Source organism: Arenicella xantha, from assembly GCF_003315245.1.
Classification (GTDB): domain Bacteria; phylum Pseudomonadota; class Gammaproteobacteria; order Arenicellales; family Arenicellaceae; genus Arenicella; species Arenicella xantha.
This window is the reverse complement of the sequence record NZ_QNRT01000001.1, coordinates 848205-870637: the sequence shown is the minus strand read 5'-3', so window position 1 is coordinate 870637 and position 22433 is coordinate 848205. Positions and strand designations below refer to the sequence as shown.

Here is a 22433-nt window from a genome sequence, read left to right as displayed (position 1 = left end):
AAACCAACTAGCGGCAGGTTTAGATTTTGCCAACTAGGTCAAGTGATGGTGCTAATGTTGCTTCGCCTTCTTTCCATTTGGCTGGGCAAACTTCACCTGGATGTTCGCGTACATACTGAGCTGCTTTTACCTTACGTAGTAAATCTTCAGCGTCACGACCAATGCCTTCGGCGGTAATTTCCATTGCTTGGATGATGCCGTCTGGGTCTACTACGAATGTCGCGCGGTCAGCCAGTCCAACACCGGGGCGCATAACCTCAAAGTTAGTTGTAATAACGCCGTTCGGGTCACCTAACATGGTGTATTCGATTTTGCCGATTGTGTCTGACGCGTCGTGCCAAGCTTTGTGTACGAAGTGTGTGTCAGTTGATACGGAGTATACTTCTACGCCGCGGCTCTTTAGTTCAGCGTATTTGTCTTGTACGTCGCCAAGCTCAGTCGGGCACACGAACGTGAAATCTGCTGGGTAAAAGAAGAAAACCGCCCACTTTCCTTCGACGTCTTTTTCGCTTACTTCGATGAACTCACCGTTTTTGAATGCTTGAGTGGTGAAGGGTTTGATTTTCGTATTGATTAAAGCCATTGAGTTTTCTCCATGTGCTGTGGTTTAAATTAAAAGGTTAAATTTGGTCTTGCGCTTTAACCGCCTTGCGGGGCTGTTAAATGCTTCAGTAACGACACTATATCGAATTCACTTTAATAATTAAAATAGAATGATTAGAACGTCATGTTCGGTAAAATAGAACAATGAGCAATTCCAATAGGCGCTAGACTTAATGTCAATATCGCTATTAAGAACGAGGCATTCGATGATTTCATTTAAGCAAATTCGCTATGCGCTGGCTATCCAGAAACACCTACATTTCCGTAACGCAGCGGAAGAATGTGCTGTTTCACAATCTGCTTTAAGTACTGCGTTATCTGAAATGGAGCGGATCATCGGATTTACCGTGTTCGAGCGTGATAACAAAAAAGTGTTGGTCACGCCTATCGGCGAACAGTTCTTATCTAAGGCTAAGGCAATACAATTACAAGTGGATGACCTAATGGCTTTAACTCAGGTGCGTGATGCAGTGTTGAGTTATCCGATGTCGGTGGGAATTATTCCAACTATTTGTCCGTACATCCTGCCTAAAGTGCTACCTGCGTTGAGTGAGGAATATCCAAGCTTTCAATTTAATGTGGTTGAAGAGCAGTCAGCACCGTTGCTCGACATGGTCAGAGATGGTGAGATTGATGCCGCCATCTTGGCACTTCCATATAAGGTCGATGGGTTATTGTCGTTTGAATTTTGGGCAGAAGACTTATATTGGATCAGTCATACTGAATTGGCCAACGGTAGCAGCGAGGTGATCACCGCCAAGGAGTTGGAAGATAAACGCCTAATGTTGCTGAAGGATGGCCATTGTTTGAAAGATCAAGCATTGAGCGCTTGTAAGATTGGCAGTGACAAAGCGCAAAGTCTAAGCGCGACGAGTCTTAGTACATTGATTCAATTAGTGATTGGTAAGATTGGCACTACGTTGATTCCTGAAATGGCCTTAGCGCAGCTAGTAGAAGCAAACCCAAGTCTGGTTGCCAAACGTCTATCTGAGCCAGGTCCGCATCGGCGCATCGCGTTTGTGGTGAGACCTAATTATCCAAGTTTGCACAATATCGAAGCTTTGATGACATTGTTTAAAGGCCAACTTGGCAAGCTAGTCTAGTCTTACTATTTAGTCGTGCCTGAAGTTTCTAGGTATGATGACGCCGTAGTAATATTGTGTGCGGCTGGGCGCTCGATTATGCTGGTTAAAACTGTCGATTTATCAATAGAGAATCATGCTGCGACAAATTGTGGATGTTAGGCAACAAGCGGGCGAATGCGAAAAGCGCTGGTTTAACTCCAGTGAAGTGGATTTGTTTATTTGGTTCGATAGCCTTGAAAACATCATTAGCTTTCATTTAATTTACGATAAGCATCGCGACGAAAAAGCGGTGATTTGGAATAAGCTAAGTTCGGCATTGCATGTGCGTGTCGACGACAACAGTCGGCCCGGTCATTATCCTTCAAGCCCCCTGCTCACTGAGCGAGTCGCGTTGGATACGCAGCGGTTGATCTCATTGTTAGGCGTGCAAATGCAGAACGTTGATCCTGCGATTACAAGATTTATTCTGCGGATAATCGACGCTTTGGATTGATGCACGCTAGTACTGCTTGTGGCTACATGTTTTTATTGATTAGGTACTCATTTAAAACCACACCGTTCGGATAAGTCTTGGACGACGTATGAGTTAGGCTAACCGGGTTATTCAAGCCACAAAATAGTTGGCGGCCAGACCCGAATAGAATGGGATTAACCTTTACCGTTAATGTGTCGATTAATCCTTTATTCAATAGATAGCCAGCCAGTTCGCCGCCGCCACACAGCCATATATCCTTGCCATTCATATTTCGTAGTTCATTTACTTTGTCGCAAACAGATGTGTTGACTAAGGTAACGGAATCCGACGACTCAAAGCTAAGCGAGCGCGAGAAGACATAATGGTGCAAACCTGGGTACGCCGGCTGGCCTGGTTCTAGGCCAAACTGAAAACCAAATTGATAGGTTTTGCTGCCCATCAGAACTGCATCGTAGTTTTGCAATGAACTAACAAAATCATCGGCATGGGGGCCTTCCATTAGAAACCCGTCGATGCTGGCATCTTGGTGACAAATATAGCCATCCAATGTGACAGCAATATGGTAATTGATTTTTCTATTCATTGTGTTGTTGCTAGCGTTGTTGATGACGCGACCTTGATCGTACTAAAAGCAAATTTATCGATAGGTCTTGTAGGGTCGTTGTTGTGTGTTAAACCTTTTAGCAAGTAAAGCCATGTTTTTCCAGACAGATGCCTTGTTTGTTAATGATTGAGCAGAGTTAAGCGCTACCTGAACCCAGCTAATATCGATAACACGGCCTATTATGGTGGCTGTTGTGTTGACTATTCACCAAGCAGTGGCAAGTGCTTCAATTTATGGTATTTGAAGGCCAGCAAAACACAATGTTCGAGTTCGGCCAATGGCAAATCGTTCAGCGTATCGGTAGATTGATACGGGACGACAATTGATCTATTGGCGCTGAACGATAATGACTCTTTATAGAGCTCACGAAAGGTTTCTACTAAGCTGGTTTGACAGTGAAAGTACAGGCCGACTTGATCCGGTTGTTTGGCTTTCCAGTCGATTCGCACAGGGCTGCCACCAGTAACCGTGTAGCTTGGTTCGCCCCATTTTAGGCTTTCGTTAACCGGCCCGAGCTGCCATTGTTTGGCCACATCAAAGATTAGTTCTCGCAGGCACTGCATTACAGTACGTATTTCGGTTGGATAAGCGTCAAAGGCTTGTTGTACGCTAGTCGGCATCGGCAAGTTATTGGCTTTCATTTATTCTTTGCTGAGTGTGTCGGGGAGGTTCCAGTTTTTCACTGCTTGGTAAATTACCGCCGTTTCAATATGCGCTACTTCGGGTCGCTCGGCAAATGAGTCGAGCACAAAATCGCGTAAGGTTTCAGCATCTTTCACAGCGATATGCACCATGAAATCATTTGCGCCACTTAGATGGTATACCTGCAAAACCTCGCTGAAGCTTAAAACATATTGTTGAAATGCTTCGAGACCGACGCGCGAGTGTTGTGCCAAGCGGATTGCGACCATGGCCTGCAGCCCCAAACCAAGTGCGGCTAAATTAACTTCGATGTGAGCGTCGCGAATGTAGCCTCGGGCGCGTAAGTAACGTACGCGCTCTAAGCAAGAGGATGGTGCTAACCTAACTTGGTCAGCTAAGTCCTTGTTCGTCATCCGAGCATTGTTCCTTAATGCGGCAATTATTTCGAAGTCTATTTGGTCTATATCGCTCATGCGGACTATTTCAGAATTATATTCGGTGGTGAGTGTTTCTATCAAATATTGTATATGATCTAGTGCTCTTCCACGAATAACTAATAATAAGAGTTTAGTATGTCCTCATCTCAAGATAAGCTGTTTGATTCCGCCAAGAAGTTGTCGCCACGACGTAATTCTACCGAAGCTCATTCGATTAAGGAGCTGGCAGCTGAGCAGCTTAGCCATTTCAATATTGAGGTCGACGGCGAGCTAGGGCGGACACTACTGGAGGTAGTTGAGCGTGTCTATGAGTGTCAGGGGAATGTCGAGCTTATGTGGCAGGCCTCAATGGACGGCATGCAAAACCTTGATGCGTCGGAAAAAACCGCCCTATTCAATGCCAAAAAATTCTTATCATTCCAGCTCGCAAAAGTACTGGATACCTTACAAAACCCATTTCGGACCAACTATCAACAACTCGGTTTTAGTCAGTCGACTTTGAGCGCGAAATCCGCTTATCCGGTGTTTGACAATGTTAATGCGATTTTCTCGGCTACGCCGGTGATTACGCGTACGGCCACCTATATTTATGCTTGTGCTGAGTGGATCAGTGATGCGTTCGAAGGTAAGGAGATGATGCTTGATATCTATTCGCGTCTGCTCAACCCCACATCGATCTCGCTGGCGAATCATATTGTTGATCTCGAAGCGGGCCCTTATGCGAATGAGTATCTAGCTTGGAACTTTAATAGCGGCATGGCGGCGATTGACGCCACCTTGTCGCATGTTTTGGGGCATGAAGATATTCTGATTGCGAGCCAAAATATTTACGGTGGCGCGCATCAATTGATTCATGATTGGTTTGCTAAGCCATCTAATCTGAACGTGGCGGTTAAGCAGTTCGCTGGTGAAGAAACGCAGGCCTTTGTTGATACGCTGGCCGCGGTTAAAGAGCAGTACGCGGACCGCATTGCGGCCGGCAAACAGATCTATTTGTATATCGAGTCACCGTGTAATCCACATGGCTACGTGTTAGATGTGCCTGAGCTATGTAAATTGGCGCATGCCGCTGGAGTTCGAGTGATTTTGGATGCCACGGTTGGCACTCCCTTTTTAGTCCAGCCATTACAGCGCGAAGATTCTAATGAGCGCCCCGACTTTGTGATTCACAGTTACACCAAAGATCTTACGGGTTCAGGGTCGGTGATAGCTGGCTGTGTGATTGCGCGCAATGCCGATATGTTTATTCCTAAAGGTCAGGATGGTTGGGACAACACCATGTTCTGGAATGTGTACTACATTAAGGGCGCGTTTTTGAATGCTGATACCGCATTTGAGGTCATGGCGGGTATGCGCACATTGGAAGTTCGAATGTTAAAGAAATGCATCACGACTCAAGTGTTCGCCACGTTTATGGATTCGCATCCGATGATCAAGGTGAATTGCAATGGTTTAGCGACCAATAAGAATCGAGCCTTGGCTGAAAAAAACCTGTTCTTGGGCTTTCCTGCCGGTTTGTTCACTGTGGATATGGGTAAGCAGGTGCCGGACGAAGCTTTTCATCGCTTCTTTGATTGTCTTGAGCCGGCATTCGCGCACATGATTAGCCTTGGCCAAACCAACAGTATTGTTAGCTGCCCGGGTTTAACAACTCACTCTGAATTAAACGCAGAGCAGCAGCAAGAGGCTCAAATATTTCCGACCACTATTCGATTCGCGATGGGAATTGAGAATCCAGTCGATCTAATTAAACATTTAGTGATTGCCACTGAGTTGTCAATCGATCAAGCGATTCCAGGTTTTTCAAAACAGTTTATGTCGATAGACGAAGCGCGTAAGATGGCACAAGAAATTTACGTGGATATGCACCAGCGTTACAGCCAAGCCGTAATGTAAGCGCACCACAATTAACCAGTGATCACTAAGGGCGCATACGCGTGATGCGCTCTATTTTTAGTCAACTTATTTTAAGCAGGTTGCTATCAGCATGAGCCAAGCATTTATTCAGCATTTACAAAACGAACTTGCCGACGTTACCGAGGCGGGGTTATATAAAGCCGAGCGTATTATTACCTCTGCACAACAAGCCGAAGTATCGGTGGCCGGTGCGCAGGTGCTCAATTTCTGTGCGAACAATTACCTTGGCTTGGCCAATCATCCCGCACTGATTGAAGCCGCTAAACTCGGTTTGGATGAGCATGGTTTCGGTATGGCGTCAGTGCGCTTTATTTGTGGTACCCAAGATATTCATAAGACCTTGGAGAGCAAGCTGAGTGAGTTCCTTGGCTTTGAAGATACGATTTTGTATTCCTCATGCTTTGATGCCAACGCCGGCTTGTTTGAAACCTTGTTAGGCCCAGAGGACGCGATCATTTCCGACGCATTAAACCACGCCAGTATTATAGATGGCGTACGTCTATGCAAAGCACAGCGCTATCGATACGCGAATAATGATATGGCCGAACTCGAAGCACAGTTGCAAGCTGCGGTAGCGGCCGGCGCACGTTTTAAATTGATCGCGACTGATGGTGTGTTCTCTATGGACGGTGTGATCGCTAATTTGCGTGGTATCTGTGACTTAGCCGACAAATACGACGCCATGGTGATGGTTGACGATTCACATGCGGTCGGGTTTATTGGCGACAAAGGGCGTGGCACGCACGAATACTGCGAGGTTATGAGTCGAGTTGATATTATGACCGGCACCTTGGGTAAGGCTATGGGCGGCGCTTCTGGTGGTTATACGTCGGCCAGCAAAGAAGTCGTTGATTGGTTGCGCCAACGTTCGCGTCCGTATTTATTTTCCAATTCATTGGCACCGGCTATTGTGTCAGCGTCGATTCGAGTTCTAGAGATGCTTGAGCATGGCGATGACTTGCGTTCTGCTTTGCGTCGCAATAGTGAGCACTTTCGTACTCGAATGAGTGCGGCGGGCTTCACTTTGACCGGAGCCGACCATGCCATTATTCCAGTGATGCTCGGTGATGCAAAAATAGCGTCAAACATGGCTGCTCGCATGTTGGAAAAAGGAATTTACGTGGTAGGCTTCTCGTTTCCAGTAGTGCCGAAAGGGCAGGCGCGTATTCGCACGCAAATGTCAGCGGCGCACACAACCGAACAAATTGACCAGACCATCGATGCGTTTATTGAGGTCGGTAAAGACATGGGCGTAATCTAATATGAAAGCACTGGCAAAATTACATCCTGAAAAGGGTATCTGGATGACAGAGGCTGAGATACCAGTCGCGGGCCCCAATGATTTGCTAATTAAGATCCGCAAGACCGCTATTTGTGGTACGGATATTCACATCTACAGTTGGGATGAATGGTCGCAGAATACTATTCCGGTACCGATGATTGTGGGGCACGAATATGTTGGCGAAGTCGTTGGCATGGGGCAAGAAGTCCGTGGCTTTGAGATTGGTGACCGAGTTTCCGGCGAAGGGCACATCACTTGCGGACATTGTCGAAATTGCCGCGCGGGACGCCGTCATTTGTGTCGCAATACCGTTGGTGTTGGGGTAAACCGCCAAGGTGCATTTGCCGAGTTCCTAGTGATCCCAGCGTTTAATGCATTTAAAATTCCGGACAATATTAGTGATGAATTGGCCGCAATTTTTGATCCCTTTGGCAACGCAGTGCATACCGCATTGTCATTTAATTTAACCGGCGAAGATGTACTTATTACTGGTGCTGGCCCGATTGGTATTATGGCGGCGGCAGTTGCTAAACATGTCGGTGCACGGCATGTGGTCATTACCGACGTGAATGAATATCGCTTGTCGTTAGCGCGTGAAATGGGCGCAACGCGGGCGATTAACGTGGCCAATGAAAATATACGTGACACCATGCAAGAGCTTGGTATGTCTGAAGGTTTCGATGTTGGTATGGAAATGTCAGGCGTGCCCGCTGCGTTTACCAGTATGCTAGACACCATGAACAATGGTGGCAAGATTGCGATGCTCGGAATTCCGCCTAAAGATATGGTGGTCGACTGGACAAAGGTGATCTTCAAAGGCTTGGAGATCAAAGGTGTCTATGGGCGTGAAATGTTTGAGACTTGGTACAAAATGGCAAGCTTGATCCAGTCCGGTTTGGATCTTACGCCCATGCTGACACACGAATTTCCGGTCGATCAGTTCCAGCAGGGATTCGAATTAATGGCGTCTGGGCAGTCTGGCAAGGTTGTTTTGAACTGGGCTGACTAGTAAGAGTCGGGCTGACTAGCAAAAGTCCAATAGCGTGATCGCCACGCTGCTAATCAGCGTGGCGACAGATATTGACTATTAACGAGATTTTTTGACGATTTTTCCGTCTTTCATTACAAAATCAATTGTTTCTAAAATTGAGATATCGTCCAACGGATTGCCTTTCACGGCGACTAAGTCGGCGAACTTGCCCACACTTAAAGCACCAAGATTGTCAGACTCTCCAAGCAGATCGGCGGCATTAACAGTGGCCGCACGGATTGCATCGATTTCCGACATGCCTTGGTCGACCATCAATTTGAATTCACGAGCATTATCGCCGTGAGCCGAGACGCCGCTGTCGGTGCCAAATGCAATTTTGATGCCGGTTTCCAGTGCCTTGGCAAAGTTCGCTTTCAGCTGTGGCCCAATTGCTGCCGCTTTTGGTCTGACGATCTCAGGAAAATAACCGTCAATCTTGGCTTTTTCAGCGACGAATTCGCCGGCTAAGATAGTCGGTACCAAATAAGTGCCATAACGCTTCATTAGGCGACGTGTTTCGTCGTCCATCAATGTGCCGTGTTCAATGCTGCTAACCCCAGCCTTGATGGCGCGCTTCATGCCTTCGGCGCCATGTGCGTGTGCTGCGACTTTAAAACCATAGTCTTTCGCTGTGCTGATAATGGCCTCTAACTCGTCACTCATGAATTGCGGATTTTGGCCACTCTTAGCGGTGCTAAGTACCCCGCCGGTGGCGGTGATTTTAATTAAATCGGCGCCTTCTTTGTAACGCTGACGCACCGCTTTACGCGCTTCGGCAACGCCATTTACCACGCCGCTTACTGCGCTGGGATCGCCCATTAGATCAAAGCTATGGCCGTTTGTCGGGTCTGCATGTCCACCGGTTGTGGCCAGTGATTTACCTGCGGTGAATATTCGTGGGCCGGTTGCGAAGCCTTGTGCAATAGCGCTGCGCAGTGCGCGCGTTACGGTGCCGTCATCACCTAAATTTCGTACTGTGGTAAATCCGGCCTCTAGAGTGATGTTTGCATAATTAGCCGCCCGGAAAGCATAGTCAGCGGGATTCAGCGTAAAGCCTTCGATGTAAGAACGAGGGTTGCTTTGCGAAGTGAGATGCACATGCATATCGATTAAGCCCGGCAAGCAGGTGTAGGTGCTGAGGTCGATTACATTGGCGGCGGTGCTGGCGACATTGTCTACCGCACTAATTCGACCTCCGTTGATGGTAAAGCTGCGTGGACCGGTGAGTTCTTGATTAACGACATCGACGGTAGCGCCGCAATTAACAATCGTGTCAGTGGCGTATGCCGAAAGCGGAGCTAGCGTCAGTGCTAGGCCTAGAATGACTTTTTTCATAGTGGATTTCGCGTGTTGATGGGATGGTTCATACCCTAGCACATGTTACTCTTCGTGTTTATACCTAGCCCAGCTTCGATAAGCAGATTTCGCCGACAATGAACGATAATAAAGGACTTTTTTACGCCATTGGGGCGTACACGTGGTGGGGCTTCATTCCAATATTTTGGAAGCAGCTCGACCATGTTGGACCTGTCGAAATTGTGATGCATCGCATGGTGTGGTCATGTGTCATGGTAACGGCATTGATTGTGATGATGGGGCAATGGAGCGAGTTTAAGGCGTTGTTTCGTGACTATAAATTACTGTTTCGCATGGCCATCGCTTCTCTGTTGGTGTCGGTCAACTGGGGCGTTTTTATTTGGGCGGTCAACACCGGGCGGATCGTGGAAACTTCAATGGGGTACTTCATTAATCCGTTGATTAGCGTGGTGTTCGGTGTGTTGTTTTTTTCCGAGCGATTGCGCTTAACACAAGTTTTAGCGGTCGGAATTGCCGGCTGCGGTGTGCTTTATCTGATTTTCGGGCATGGTGAATTTCCACTGGTCGCATTGTCGCTGGCGGTTACCTTCGCGTTATACGGAGTGGTGAAAAAATCCCTCTCGATTCCGGCAACCCACGGCTTGGCGCTTGAAACCTTATTGATGTTTGTACCGGCTGCAGCGTATCTAATCTATGTGCAAATTAATGGTGCGGGTATTTTTGGTTCGAACCTTGCGACAGATTCTCTGTTGGTATTGGCTGGCTTGTTTACACTCGTGCCACTGCTGTTGTTTTCTGCGGCCGCCAAAATGATCAGCCTGACCGCGCTGGGGATGAGTCAGTACATTGGGCCATTTTTGCAGCTGGCGCTTGGCGTATTGGTATACAACGAGCCGTTCGGTAGTGATCGTATGATCGCGTTTGGCTTGGTTTGGATCGCGCTGATTATCTATTCAGTTGACCAGCTTAACCATCGGCGTAAAACCCGTAGAGCGCTGCGAATGTTGTCGTAAGTATGCGTTAATTAGCGGCCGACTTAATTCGGCTCACCAAATTAACGGCTTAAATAAGCCATCGCCTCTTCCATGCCTTTAAGTGTAAGCGGGTACATACGGTCTTCCATTAAATCTTGAATAATCTTAGTGGAATGCGTGTGTTGCCAGTACTCTTTCGGGGTAGGGTTAAGCCATACGGTTTTATCGAAGTTTTGGGTAAAGCGTTGTAACCAATTGCTGCCTGGCTCGCGATTCATGAAGTCGATGCTGCCACCAGCGTGGGTTATCTCGTAGGTGGCCATGGCGGCGTCGCCGACAAAAATCACCTTATAGTCACTGCCATATTTATGCAGCACATCATGGGTTGGCGTTACTTCGTCATAACGCATTTCGCTGTTTTGCCATAAGCCGTCGTAGATGAAGTTGTGGAAGTAGAAATATTCCATATGCTTAAATTCGACACGTGCGGCACTGAACAACTCTTCACAGGTGCGCACATACGGATCCATTGATCCACCGACATCAAAGAGCAATAGAACTTTTACTGAGTTGTGGCGTTCTGGCACCATTTTAATGTCGAGCAAACCGGCATTGTGTGCGGTTGAACGAATGGTGTCGTCGAGGTCTAATTCTTCTTCGGCGCCACTGCGAGCGAATTTGCGCAACCGACGTAAGGCCATTTTAATATTGCGTGTGCCGAGTTCAATGCTGTCGTCTAGGTCTTTAAAGTCGCGGCGGTCCCATACTTTGACCGCGCTTTTATTGCCTCCGCTGCCGCCAACCCGAATACCTTCAGGATTGTAGCCGCTGTTACCAAATGGTGAAGTACCGCCAGTGCCGATCCACTTATTGCCGCCTTGGTGACGTTCTTTTTGTTCTTCGAGACGTTTTTTAAACGCCTCGATTAGTTCCTCTAGTCCGCCGAGGCTTTCAATTTTAGCTTTTTCTTCTTCGCTTAGTGTTTTCAGAAACTCACTTCTGATCCAGTCTTCCGGGATCAGCGCTTCGATAAAATCATCGATTTTTTCTAGTTCAGTAAAGTGCGCTTTGAACGCTCGATCGAACTTGTCAAAGTGTTTTTCGTCTTTCACCATCACGGTGCGAGCCAGATAATAGAATTGCTCCATATCGGCAAACACAATGCGATGTTCTAGCGCGGTGATTAAATCCGACAGCTCCCGGATGGTGACCGGTAGCCCTTGGCGGCGCAAAGTATCAAAGAAGTTTAATAACATCAGTCAGCGCTACTGGTTGCGGCTCTCGCGACGGTGCATGAACGCTAAACGTTCAAGCAACTGCACGTCTTGCTCATTTTTCAAAAGCGCACCGTAGAGAGGCGGGATCGCTTTGTGGTTGTCGCGGTTTTTGAGTATGTCGTCAGGGATGTCGTCAGCCATCAGCAGTTTAAGCCAGTCAATTAATTCAGACGTGGAGGGCTTTTTCTTCATGCCAGGCACTGAGCGAACTTCAAAGAATACCTCTAGCGCTTCTTTAACTAGCTCTTGCTTAGCGTGTGGATGGTGTACCGCCACGATCTGCTCCATAGTGGTGCGATCTGGAAAATTGATGAAGTGGAAAAAACAGCGGCGCAAGAATGCGTCTGGTAGTTCTTTTTCATTGTTGCTGGTGATAATGATGATCGGACGGTGTTTGGCTTTAATCACTTCGCCGGTTTCGTACACGTAGAATTCCATTTTGTCGATTTCTACCAACAAGTCATTCGGGAACTCGATGTCGGCTTTGTCGATTTCGTCAATTAGTAGCACGACTTGCTCTTCGCTTTCGAAGGCTTCCCAAAGTTTTCCCTTGTCGATGTAGTTCTTAATGTTTCTGACATCTGCGTCACCAAGTTGTGAGTCTCGGAGGCGTGATACCGCATCATATTCATACAAGCCTTGCTGGGCTTTAGTGGTGGATTTAATGTGCCATTGGATTAGGCGCTTGCCTAATGATGCCGCCACTTCTTCGGCCAGCATGGTTTTGCCAGTGCCGGGTTCACCTTTTATTAGTAAGGGTTTCTGTAGAATGATCGAAGAGTTCACCGCCAGACTCAGGTCGTCGGTGGAGATATAATTGTCGCTGCCGTTAAATTGCATGTCTTACCTTTTGCCGCTCGATAGTGTGGCGATAGTGCTCGCCATGATGAAACCAGTCGCACAGTATAAATTAATTTAGTGATCATTTTGTATGACAAATACGCCAAAACAGCTAGGTCTTCTGGGTAAGCGGACGGATGTCTTGCAACTGCCTGATGCAGACATTGAATATCGACCTGGTTTTCTCGAGCATGCCGCGGCAATGGCGTTATTTGAACAATTGTTGGCAGAAACTGATTGGCGACAGGAGACCGTGCAGGTTTACGGCAAGTCTCACCTTACGCCGCGGCTCTCATGTTGGATGGGGGATGCTGGGCTAGACTACCAATATTCAAATATGACTATGTCTCCGACGCCGTGGAGTGAGCTATTACAAACGCTAAAAGCCCGATTGGAGTCGGCAACTGGCGATAAATTCAACAGCGTATTAATCAACTTGTACCGTGATGGTGCGGACTCAAATGGTTGGCATAGCGATGATGAGCCGGAGTTGGGAGAGAGCCCGGTGATCGCCTCAGTGAGCTTAGGTGCGGTGCGTGATTTTAAATTGCGCCGTAAAAATAAGTCTGGAGAGAGCTATTCGCTAGCACTGGAGCACGGCAGTCTACTCATGATGCGCGGTTCAACTCAACGTTACTGGCAGCACCAAATACCTAAGCGGGCGCATGCCGGCCCACGCATTAATTTAACTTTCCGCTTTGTTTATTAGCATTTAGGGTTGCGCTAGCTTGTTGTTAGCAAGTGGTAAAACTGACCCCAATCCTCGTCTAATCGTGTTTATAATCGCGCCAACTAATCATTTAACGAACTTGTAAAATAAGGCATTAAGCTACTATGGATTTAAATTTAGACACACTTCAAAAATACTCGGATCTATTCGTCGAGTATGGATCAATTTATGCTTGGAAGATCGTCCTAGCGCTAATCATTTTCTTGGTTGGTAAACGCGTTGCGCGAATCGTCACTAATTTGATTGTAAAAGGCTTGCGCAAGAATGGTGTTGAGCAGGAGTTAATTGGTTTCTTCGACAGCCTTTTTTATTGGGGCTTATTTCTGGTTGTTTTGATAGCTGCATTGGGTCAGCTGGGAATTGAAACCGCGTCTTTTATTGCCGTGCTTGGTGCGGCCGGATTAGCTGTTGGTTTAGCGTTGCAGGGTTCACTTTCCAATTTTGCTGCTGGCGTATTAATTATTATGTTGCGGCCATTTCGCGTCGGTGAAGTCGTCGATATTGCCGGCGAGATAGGCACGGTTCAGTTTATTAAGATTTTTACCACTGAGCTGCGCACCGGCGATAATAAGTGCGTGATTATTCCCAACTCACGGGTGCTGGCCAGTAATATCATCAATTATTCATCTACCGGTACGCGGCGTGTGGATATGGTGTTTGGTATTGGTTACGAGGCAGATATTGATCATGCGCGCAGTGTCATTAAATCTATTTTGGATGCTGATGAGCGCGTGATGGATGAGCCTGCACCGAAAATTGCAATAATGGAGTTGGCGGACAGCAGCGTTAACTTTGTGGTACGCCCTTGGGTAGCTACCAGTGACTACTGGCCAGTGTTAATGGATACCCATGAGCAGATCAAAAAGCGCTTCGACGAAGAGGGTATATCGATCCCATTCCCGCAGCGTGTAGTAACAATGGTTAAAGATGACTGAGTGCTAGCCTCTAAGGTGGTTAACAAGTCTAAACTTCGGTTTGGTCGACCACGTTTGGCTTGACCCCGTCTGTGAGCGTTTCTCAGCGGGGTCAGTCGGTCACTATCAATTCTCTAAATCGGGCTGCAAAGCGGTTTAGGTCACGTACTCCAGATTGGTTAAAAGCTTGTTGGTCTATCGGCTCGTCGCCATCATTTACTAGCGCTAAAATACGATTGCGATAATCTCGTTGGTTATCGCAGAGCCAGTCTGCTTTACCCAACTGCTTCAACAGCCCGGCGCTTTGCTTGGCCGGAAATAATGACCCTTCAACAGCAACCAGTATCGCTCCATGGCTGATCGCATTGGCTGCTGCGACTGGGTCATTCTGAACGAAATTATCGAGCACAATAGTGCCTTTGCCGGGGCGAGCTTTAGCATCGAATGACAGTCTGTCTGGCTCGATGTCGTGTGCGGCAAAGCGCTCGATTAGGAGTTTGCTAACCAACTTGTTGGAAACATCTAAATGTAGCTGCCATTCTGGTAGTCGTCGTAGCACCTCGGCCCAGACCTTGATGACGCTATGGCTTAAGCCGTGTTGGCATCCTATGCCGGCTAGCATTTTTCCGGAAATCGGTTTTGTGCGAGCCGTGAAAGATTCATATTCTGCTGATACAAAAAAACGATATTCGCCGAGGGCATCATCCAATAATTTCACTAATGGCGTTGCATAGCGTCCCTCGTGTGCCAGCCAGCCAAACTCTTTGCCAGCCACTTGCAATCCGAGGGCTCGTTGTCGTGACCCGCGACGCATGCCGCATACGTCTATCAAAATTTCTATGTTGTCGTTACGTACTTTGCGAGCGAAATCTGCGTCACTAAACCCTGGCGAATTGACCACTGTGACAGCGCTATTGAATAAGCCTTCGCGTAGCTTTTCATCATGCCAGTAAACGTTAATCGAATCGTTACCGCTTGCGAGTTTATTGATGACTGGTGCTACTGTGGCTTCTAACCAATTCTCTGGCAATGAGCCGATTAGAAAGCCAATGCGAACCTGCTTGGGATTCTGGATGCTGTTCGCGGTATAGCGGTTGTCTTTGGGAATGAAGCGATCTTCCCAGAGTCGAAGTTCCTGCAGCAAGCCTTCAGTTGTCAGCGCGTTATTGTTGACTGCTTGGCAAATGTAATTGCTATGGCTTGGAGCGTGTTTGCTGCGTAATAAGCGGACGTAGTCGTAAGCGCGAATGGCTTCTTCTTTATGCCCTATAACCGATAAGCAGTCAGCTAGCTGAAAGGCCGCTCGATCGTGGTCTGGTTGGTGATCTAATGTGCGACGGAAGGTGATTATTGCGTAGTCGTAGTTGCCAACCATACGGTGTGCTAAGGCTAAGTTGTAGAGCCACTGACTACGTTCGCCAAATTGGTCGATCAACGACTTCAGTAAGCCGGCTGCGGAGGCCGGTTGTTTGGCTTCTAATTGCAGGCAGGCTTGATTGTTCAGCACAAATTCTGATGTCGGATTGAGTTGCGCCGTGCGTCCGCCGAGTTGTCGCGCTTGTTCAAATTTTTGCGCTTTGAATAAGCTGCTAAATTTGACCGCATGTGCCGACGCATGGTCTTTTTCGTGTTCGAGTATTTGGTTGGTTAATGTGATTGCCTCTTGATATTGACTATTGCGCATTGCGACCATGGCCTTGCTGAGCAACTCGTTGATTTGTTCGGGAGTTGTTGTCATGACAGGTCTCCGCTGGAGTGTCTTTCAGGTGCCTGAGTGTCGGCTTCTTTCTCTCTGTCTTGGCACCAGGCTCGCCACTTTTCGCGCAGAGCGTTGCCAAATTCTCGGCCAAATTGTTGGCTGTTCATTAATGATGATTTTTCCATCTGGTGGCGCAGACTGTGGCGTAATTCATTTCGTGATTCACCTAATTCACTCATCTCTTTCGCGCGGTTTGCAAACTCGGTGACACTGCTGGTCGCCATGCCGTCTAAATTGAGTCGTCGCAGGATGCTCGCTGAAATACGACTGGCATGGGTTCGGCCCACCATTGAGACAACGGGCACTCCCATCCAGAGTGATTCCAGTGTAGTGGTGGTGCCGTTATATGGTGTTGTATCGAGGGTTAAATCTATTTGGTTGTAGCTATCTAAGTGTTGGTCAATTTTAGACTTAGCCGAATTCAGAATGATTCGCTGAGGTTCGATTCCGCGCTCAGAGAATTCGCGTAAAAAGAAGTCTTGTGTATGTTTGCTTTTGAGTTCTTGGCGCTTTAACTGCAAGGTTGAGTTTGGCACGGCATGCATAGCCGCCGCCCAGCAATCTAGAGTTAGGCTGGATATCTTTGACAGGCTGCAAAATGCGCCGAATCGTATCTCGCCATTGCCGTCTACTGGGGCTATTGCTGGCGCTGTTTCAAGTGGCTTGTAGCATAGGAAGCCATTGGTTAAGCGCACTAGTTTCTCGCTGTAGAATTCGTCGCCATCGCCAATTGGATCCGCAACGCGGTCGGTGATGCGATAATTAATGCTTTTCAGTCCAGTGGTTGATGGGTAGCCCAGCCAGCTTAGTTGGATTGGTGCTACATGCTTGGAAAATACGCTCAGTCGGTTGCCGGTGCTGTGGCCGTTTAAGTCGACCAAAATGTCGATCTGGTCACTGGCAACCAGTGCAGATAATGATTTGTCGGTGCTGCGGGCGACATCGTGCCAGCTATCACATAGCTTGCGAATAGATTCGGTAATGCTGTCGGATTTTTTTGAGTCGTTGTAGGCGGTGATATGGAATTGGCTACGATTCAATCCTTCTAGCAACGGTAAAATAGAGAAGCTAACCGAATGTGCGCAAAAATCTGATGAGATAAAGCCAATGCGCAACTGTCTTTCAGGGTTAACCGTTCGCCACGTGTTAGTTCCGGATTGATTATTGGGATGTGCTTTTTGTACCCAGAGCTTGGTCAGTTGGTAATTGCTCTGGGGAGTGGTTAGCTCTGAGAAGTTGCTCCAATAGATCAATCGCTGTAAGTAATTCGGATTCTCTGGCTCGAGTGATGCGGCCATTGAGTAACTGTTGTAGCCAGCCTTAACGCGGCCAGTACGGCAATAGATTCGCGCGAGTTGGGCGTGTGAGTTGGCATTCATGGGCTGCAGTTCAATGGCCCTATTTAAGGCTAACTCCGCGCCGTCGAGCTCGTCATTGCTGTTTAAGGCGAATGCGTGCTCACGATGTAAGGAGGCAACCTCTGGGCTTTGTTCACACAGTTCTTGCATGATTTGGCTCGCTTGCTCAGCTTGCCCCTGTTCAGCGAATACTAATGCAATGTAACGTAACTGATGATTACGTTTAGAGGTGTTAATGCGATATTCATGTGCCTTGTTGTTGAGCGTTTCAAACAGCTCATTGGCAAAAATTACTGAATCGGCGCCATGGCCCATAGCACGCAAACAGCGCAATCGGGTCGTGTCACGCCATGCGCTGGGTTCGATATGTTCTAGGCCATCCAGCGCTTCTAAAAATTTTCCACGCTGAAAATACTGCTCGATTTGACTTCTTTCTACGCGCACGTTCTTGAGTTTCCTGTGTCGACTTGGGTGAACTGCTTACAATGACTTTAGCGACATTGTTTTGGATATAGTTTGCAATCTTTTACCGCCTACCCTTAAACCCCAATCCGCTGAACGAGTTTACACCAAAGACTCGCTTACTCAAGCAAAGAGTGTCGTGTGGTGTAAAATTTGGTGTTGATCTAGAGGTGCTTGGAAAGTGTTCTATTATAAATGGACGCACGCGTAAATAGTTTACAATTGCTCGGCTTGAGCTTAACAATTGTCATCCAAATCGCCCTGTGTTGTGTGTGCTAACTTATCTGGAGGCGAATTGCTAAAAGGGCTTTGCGCAAGTCACGTTACCCCGTAGAATCCTGTTCTTGATCTCCCTAGTTTTAACCTGACTCAGTTACGTCGCGAGGCAATCTTGTTCCAACAACTCAACCCTCAACAGCGCGCGGCCGTGCAAGAGTGTGGGCGCCCGATGTTGGTGCTAGCGGGCGCTGGCAGTGGTAAGACTCGTGTAATCACCTATAAAATAGCGTGGTTGCTGTCTCGCTTAGGTGTCGATCCGCGACATATATATGCCGTAACCTTTACCAATAAAGCGGCCCGTGAAATGAAAGAGCGGGTAACTGAGCTGCTGAGTGCGGATCAGACTAAGGGGTTGACGATTTCGACTTTTCATAGCTTGGGTATGGCGATTCTGCGTGAAGAAGTCGATGCGTCAGGCCGAAAGCCTGGGTTTTCGATTTTTGATCCTTCTGATTCTTTGTTTGTCGTCCGTGAGTTGCTTAAGGCAGACTTAGATGACAATGGCTTAGTTGATCGAGTGCGAAATCAAATATCCAGCTGGAAGAATGATTTGGTGTCTCCCGAGATGGCGATGCAGTTGTCGATGACAAATCCTGTCGAAGTGGCTGCGGCTAAAGTTTACGGTGAATACGAGCGTTATTTGCAGGCATGTAATGCGGTGGATCTCGATGACATGCTCTATTTGCCAAATGAGCTGATGCGAAAATTCGACAATGTGCGGATTAAGTGGCAGGCGCGAGTTCAGTATATGTTGGTCGATGAATATCAAGATACCAACGCTGCACAGTATCGACTGGTTAAGACGCTAGTCGCCGGTTCCGACGGCAATGGTTTGACCGCGGTGGGCGATGACGATCAGTCAATTTACGCTTGGCGTGGTGCGCAGCCAGAAAATTTATTGCAGCTGCAGACGGATTTTCCGGCACTGGAATTGGTGAAGTTGGAGCAGAATTATCGATCTATGGGGCGTATTCTAGCGCTTGCAAATCACGTTATTCAGAATAATCCGCGTCCGTTTGATAAGAATTTATGGAGTGATCTAGGAATCGGTGATCCGATCGTGGTGATGAGGGCCGAGAATGACGAGCGTGAAGCTGAAAAAGTGGTTGCTGGTTTGATGCAGCACCGCTTTCAGAATCAGCGGCCCTACAGTGATTACGCGATTCTCTATCGCGGCAACCATCAGTCTCGAATGCTTGAGCACAAGCTGCGTGAGATGCATATTCCGTACTATTTAAGTGGCGGCTTATCGTTTTTTGATCGATCCGAGATCAAGGATGTAATGGCCTATTTGCGCTTGGTGACGAATCCTGCCGATGACAATGCGTTTGTGCGTGCTATTAATACGCCGCGCCGCGGTATTGGCTCGAGTAGCTTAGAGGCGCTAGCTGAAGCGGCTCGTTCATCGGGTTGCAGCTTGTATGCAGCAATTCAACGCTCGGCATTGCATGAGCATCTTTCGCCGTCGAGACAAGCGCCCCTGCGTCAATTCGAGCACTGGTTAGATGGCATGATAGCCAGCGCTGAGACCGATTCGCCGGTCAGTGTAATCAATAAATTGTTGGAAGATATCGGCTACCAAGAATGGATCGTTAAGCAGAGTGCGAGTCCAGAACAGGCAGAGATGCGGTGGCGGAATGTTGAAGATTTATTAGGATGGGTAAAGTCAATTGCGAGCAAAGGTGAAGACAGAAAGCTAGCCGATGTGGTGTCGGTAGTCAGCTTGATGGGAATTCTGGAGAAAAACGACGACGATACCAACTCTAATGTTGTGTCCTTGATGACTCTGCATGCATCTAAGGGTTTGGAATTTCCGCATGTCACTATTGTTGGTATGGAGGAGGAGATACTGCCGCACCGGACCAGTATTGAAGACGACATGGTAGAAGAGGAGCGGCGCTTGTTTTATGTGGGTATTACCCGTGCGCAACGTGAATTGGTTTTGTCATATGCGAATCAGCGAAAGCGTTACGGGGAAGTGATGCAATGTACGCCGAGTCGATTTTTAGACGAATTGGATGAGCAGCACATTGTGTGGGAAGAAAAATTGGCGAAAGATCCTCAGCGTAAAGAAGAGGTCGGGCAGACTCATTTAGCCGCGATGCGCGCCCTGTTGGGGTAGCGATATTCAGCTGATTGATGCTCGTCAAAGTGGTTGGGGTTCACAAAAGTACATGAAAAACCGCTATTATAAAGGCGACAAAGCAGCAAAAGGCTTGACACATCTGGTACAATCGCGACCCAATAAAACGAATCCATCTATTGGCTTCGAGTGGGGTTGCGGTGTTTCGATTGAAAGGCGTTGTAACTCACTGTATTTATTAGAAATGCTCGTGCAATTCGTGCGGTGCAACATTAAATTAGCGAATAATTCTGATCTTTTTCAGGTTGGACAATTTTAGGAGCTCGTATGGCTGACAACCAGGTTAGCAGCGCAAATGTCGATGACATGAGCGTTGAAGATAGAAAGAGGCGTCGTTTCCTCACCGGCATTACGGCTGGCTTTGGTGCCATCGGTGGTGCTTTTGCGATTACTCCATTTGTGCTCAGTATGAGCCCAAGTGAGCGCGCTAAGAATGCGGGCGCCCCAGTTCACTTTGATCTAGCTAAAATTCAACCAGGCCAGATGGTCAAGGTTGAGTGGCGCGGTAAACCAGTAGTGCTGCTCAAGCGTAGTGATGAGATGATGATTGGGTTGGATAAAATCACCGAGCATTTGGCTGATCCGAACTCATTGTCCAGCGCTCAGCCGGGTTACGCGCAAAATAGTGCGCGTTCAGACACGGCTAACCCTGAGCTGTTGGTGATGGAAGCGGTATGTACTCACTTAGGTTGCTCACCTGTCGAAAAATTGGCCATTGGACCAGATCCTCAAATGGGGCCTGATTCACAGGGCGGTTTCTTTTGCCCATGCCATGGTTCGAAATTTGATCTTGCCGGACGCGTTTATAAGAACGTGCCTGCGACAACCAATATGGCTGTGCCACCTTATATTATTAACGGGACAGTCATCACCATCGGTGAAGACGGCGGGAGGACTGCATAATGGCTATTCATCGTCATGACAATCACAAAAGCGCCAATGGCTTCATGCAATGGGTGGATGATCGATTTCCAGCGACTAAGGTTTGGAACGAGCATTTAGCCGAGTATTGGGCGGCCAAGAACTTTAACTTCTGGTATTACTTTGGTTCGCTTGCGATTCTTGTTCTCGTCATTCAATTGATGACGGGTATCTTTTTGACTATGCATTACAAACCTGATGCCCAATTGGCGTTTGCTTCCGTTGAATACATTATGCGTGACGTGCCATTTGGTTGGCTCGTGCGTTATCTGCATTCGACCGGTGCGTCGATGTTCTTTGTGGTGGTGTATCTGCATATGTTTCGCGGCGTCATTTACGGGTCCCATCGTCAACCGCGAGAATTGGTATGGTTGATTGGCTGCGTGATTTTCGTAGCTTTGATGGCAGAAGCCTTTATGGGGTATTTGTTGCCTTGGGGCAATATGTCGTACTGGGGCGCTCAGGTAATTATCTCGTTGTTTGATGTAATCCCTTACTTCGGTCCAGCGTTGACTGAGTGGATTCGCGGCGACTTTGTTATCTCGGATGCCACGCTAAATCGTTTCTTTGCGTTTCATGTGATTCTAATGCCATTAATTTTGGTGGCACTGGTGTTCTTGCATTTAGTTGCATTGCATCATGTTGGTTCAAACAATCCTGATGGCATCGATATTTTTGAGAACCTAGATGAAGATGGTAAGCCGGTAGATGGCGTGCCTTTCTTCCCGCATATTGTCATCAAAGACTTGGTCGGCGTTTGTGGATTCTTTATTATCTACTTAGGCATCGTGTTTTTCTGGCCAAATTTAGGTGGCATCTTTTTAGAGAAAGATAACTTTGCACCAGCTAATTCGTTGCAAACGCCTCCTGATATTGTGCCGTTGTGGTATTTCACACCGTTCTACTCTATCTTGCGAGCGAGCACTGAAACATTATTAGTATTCTTTGCCTACTCGAGTGTTGTGATTGCCGTAGCGGCGGCGGCGTTTACCAAGGTTAGTTTTAAGTTGCGTTTTGCGTTTCTAGTTATTGGTGCAATTGCCTGCGTAGTGTTCCTGACTTCAAGTGGTAAAGCTTGGGGCGTTATTCTAATGGGCTCCGCTATTGTGTGCTTTTTCTTGTTGCCATGGTTGGATCGTTCACCGGTTCTGTCAATTCGTTACCGTAGTTGGCCGTTTAAAGTGGCGCTGGCTTTGTTCTTGGTTGCCTTTTTTATCTTGGGCTACCTTGGTATGAACGCGCCAACACCAGGTAAAACGTTGTTAGCACAGGTATGCACCTGTATTTATTTCGCGTTCTTTATTTTAATGCCTTGGTTTACCAGTATTGGTAAGACTAAGCCGTTACCTGACCGCGTTACCTACGAAGCGCACTAAGCGAGGGA

General features: G+C 47.6%; 20 protein-coding genes. 11 read left to right on the top strand and 9 right to left on the bottom strand.

Features of this window, described 5'->3' with window-relative positions; translation table 11 throughout:
• Positions 1-19 precede the first annotated feature (19 nt).
• A complete protein-coding gene (gene ahpC / locus DFR28_RS03660) occupies positions 20-583 on the bottom strand; it encodes an alkyl hydroperoxide reductase subunit C (RefSeq protein ID WP_113952931.1) in 564 nt (187 codons plus the stop codon).
• A 226-nt stretch (positions 584-809) separates the two neighbouring features.
• Here ahpC and DFR28_RS03655 point away from each other — a divergent pair, with 226 nt between their 5' ends.
• Together DFR28_RS03655 and DFR28_RS03650 are read left to right on the top strand one after the other, a co-directional pair.
• On the top strand, positions 810-1706 hold the full coding sequence (locus DFR28_RS03655) for a hydrogen peroxide-inducible genes activator (protein ID WP_113952930.1): 897 nt from the start codon (positions 810-812) through the stop codon (positions 1704-1706).
• 115 nt (positions 1707-1821) lie between these two features.
• Positions 1822-2181 carry a hypothetical protein gene (locus DFR28_RS03650; RefSeq protein ID WP_113952929.1) on the top strand — a complete coding sequence of 120 codons (360 nt, stop codon included), beginning with the start codon at positions 1822-1824 and terminating at the stop codon, positions 2179-2181.
• A gap of 22 nt (positions 2182-2203) precedes the next feature.
• Here the strand turns inward: DFR28_RS03650 and DFR28_RS03645 are convergent, their stop codons facing one another.
• The 3 genes from DFR28_RS03645 to DFR28_RS03635 all read right to left on the bottom strand — a co-directional run bounded on the left by DFR28_RS03645 (position 2204) and on the right by DFR28_RS03635 (position 3882).
• Positions 2204-2746 carry a dihydrofolate reductase family protein gene (locus DFR28_RS03645; RefSeq protein WP_113952928.1) on the bottom strand — a complete coding sequence of 181 codons (543 nt, stop codon included), beginning with the start codon at positions 2744-2746 and terminating at the stop codon, positions 2204-2206.
• Between the two features lie 221 nt (positions 2747-2967).
• Complete coding sequence (locus DFR28_RS03640; protein ID WP_211316836.1) at positions 2968-3408, bottom strand: DUF1801 domain-containing protein; 441 nt, start codon at positions 3406-3408, stop codon at positions 2968-2970.
• Positions 3409-3882, bottom strand: a complete 474-nt coding sequence (locus tag DFR28_RS03635) for an Lrp/AsnC family transcriptional regulator (protein ID WP_113952927.1) — start codon at positions 3880-3882, stop codon at positions 3409-3411.
• A gap of 99 nt (positions 3883-3981) precedes the next feature.
• On the opposite strand from DFR28_RS03635, the gene DFR28_RS03630 reads away from it, so the two are divergent.
• From DFR28_RS03630 to tdh, 3 genes are all read left to right on the top strand, one after another.
• The gene (locus tag DFR28_RS03630) at positions 3982-5742 is read left to right on the top strand and encodes a trans-sulfuration enzyme family protein (RefSeq protein ID WP_113952926.1); all 1761 of its coding nucleotides are present in this window, start codon (positions 3982-3984) and stop codon (positions 5740-5742) included.
• A gap of 91 nt (positions 5743-5833) precedes the next feature.
• Positions 5834-7024: a glycine C-acetyltransferase gene (locus DFR28_RS03625; RefSeq protein ID WP_113952925.1), complete on the top strand. Its 1191-nt coding sequence runs from the start codon at positions 5834-5836 to the stop codon at positions 7022-7024.
• A gap of 1 nt (position 7025) precedes the next feature.
• Complete coding sequence (tdh, locus tag DFR28_RS03620; RefSeq protein WP_113952924.1) at positions 7026-8054, top strand: L-threonine 3-dehydrogenase; 1029 nt, start codon at positions 7026-7028, stop codon at positions 8052-8054.
• Between the two features lie 78 nt (positions 8055-8132).
• On the opposite strand, the gene DFR28_RS03615 is transcribed toward tdh, so the two are convergent.
• A complete protein-coding gene (locus DFR28_RS03615) occupies positions 8133-9410 on the bottom strand; it encodes a metal-dependent hydrolase family protein (protein WP_113952923.1) in 1278 nt (425 codons plus the stop codon).
• Positions 9411-9508: 98 nt separating this feature from the next.
• Here DFR28_RS03615 and rarD point away from each other — a divergent pair, with 98 nt between their 5' ends.
• Complete coding sequence (rarD, locus tag DFR28_RS03610; RefSeq protein WP_113952922.1) at positions 9509-10405, top strand: EamA family transporter RarD; 897 nt, start codon at positions 9509-9511, stop codon at positions 10403-10405.
• Between the two features lie 41 nt (positions 10406-10446).
• Here the strand turns inward: rarD and DFR28_RS03605 are convergent, their stop codons facing one another.
• Positions 10447-11622, bottom strand: a complete 1176-nt coding sequence (locus DFR28_RS03605; protein WP_113952921.1) for a vWA domain-containing protein — start codon at positions 11620-11622, stop codon at positions 10447-10449.
• A 9-nt stretch (positions 11623-11631) separates the two neighbouring features.
• On the bottom strand, positions 11632-12483 hold the full coding sequence (locus DFR28_RS03600; RefSeq protein ID WP_113952920.1) for an AAA family ATPase: 852 nt from the start codon (positions 12481-12483) through the stop codon (positions 11632-11634).
• Between the two features lie 91 nt (positions 12484-12574).
• Between DFR28_RS03600 and DFR28_RS03595 the strand changes: the two genes are divergently transcribed.
• Positions 12575-13192 carry an alpha-ketoglutarate-dependent dioxygenase AlkB family protein gene (locus DFR28_RS03595; RefSeq protein WP_113952919.1) on the top strand — a complete coding sequence of 206 codons (618 nt, stop codon included), beginning with the start codon at positions 12575-12577 and terminating at the stop codon, positions 13190-13192.
• Positions 13193-13317: 125 nt separating this feature from the next.
• On the top strand, positions 13318-14148 hold the full coding sequence (locus DFR28_RS03590; protein ID WP_113952918.1) for a mechanosensitive ion channel family protein: 831 nt from the start codon (positions 13318-13320) through the stop codon (positions 14146-14148).
• Between the two features lie 91 nt (positions 14149-14239).
• On the opposite strand, the gene DFR28_RS03585 is transcribed toward DFR28_RS03590, so the two are convergent.
• Together DFR28_RS03585 and DFR28_RS03580 are read right to left on the bottom strand one after the other, a co-directional pair.
• On the bottom strand, positions 14240-15865 hold the full coding sequence (locus DFR28_RS03585) for a tetratricopeptide repeat protein (protein WP_113952917.1): 1626 nt from the start codon (positions 15863-15865) through the stop codon (positions 14240-14242).
• Positions 15862-17688 carry an O-linked N-acetylglucosamine transferase, SPINDLY family protein gene (locus tag DFR28_RS03580; RefSeq protein WP_113952916.1) on the bottom strand — a complete coding sequence of 609 codons (1827 nt, stop codon included), beginning with the start codon at positions 17686-17688 and terminating at the stop codon, positions 15862-15864. Before DFR28_RS03580 ends, DFR28_RS03585 begins: the two co-directional genes overlap by 4 nt.
• Positions 17689-18097: 409 nt before the next feature.
• Between DFR28_RS03580 and DFR28_RS03575 the strand changes: the two genes are divergently transcribed.
• From DFR28_RS03575 to DFR28_RS03560, 3 genes are all read left to right on the top strand, one after another.
• Positions 18098-20107 carry a UvrD-helicase domain-containing protein gene (locus DFR28_RS03575; RefSeq protein WP_113952915.1) on the top strand — a complete coding sequence of 670 codons (2010 nt, stop codon included), beginning with the start codon at positions 18098-18100 and terminating at the stop codon, positions 20105-20107.
• A gap of 288 nt (positions 20108-20395) precedes the next feature.
• Positions 20396-21031: a ubiquinol-cytochrome c reductase iron-sulfur subunit gene (petA, locus tag DFR28_RS03565; RefSeq protein WP_245941728.1), complete on the top strand. Its 636-nt coding sequence runs from the start codon at positions 20396-20398 to the stop codon at positions 21029-21031.
• Entirely contained in the window at positions 21031-22425 is a 1395-nt protein-coding gene (locus DFR28_RS03560; protein ID WP_113952913.1) for a cytochrome b, read from the top strand. Before petA ends, DFR28_RS03560 begins: the two co-directional genes overlap by 1 nt.
• The last annotated feature ends 8 nt before the right edge of the window (positions 22426-22433 follow it).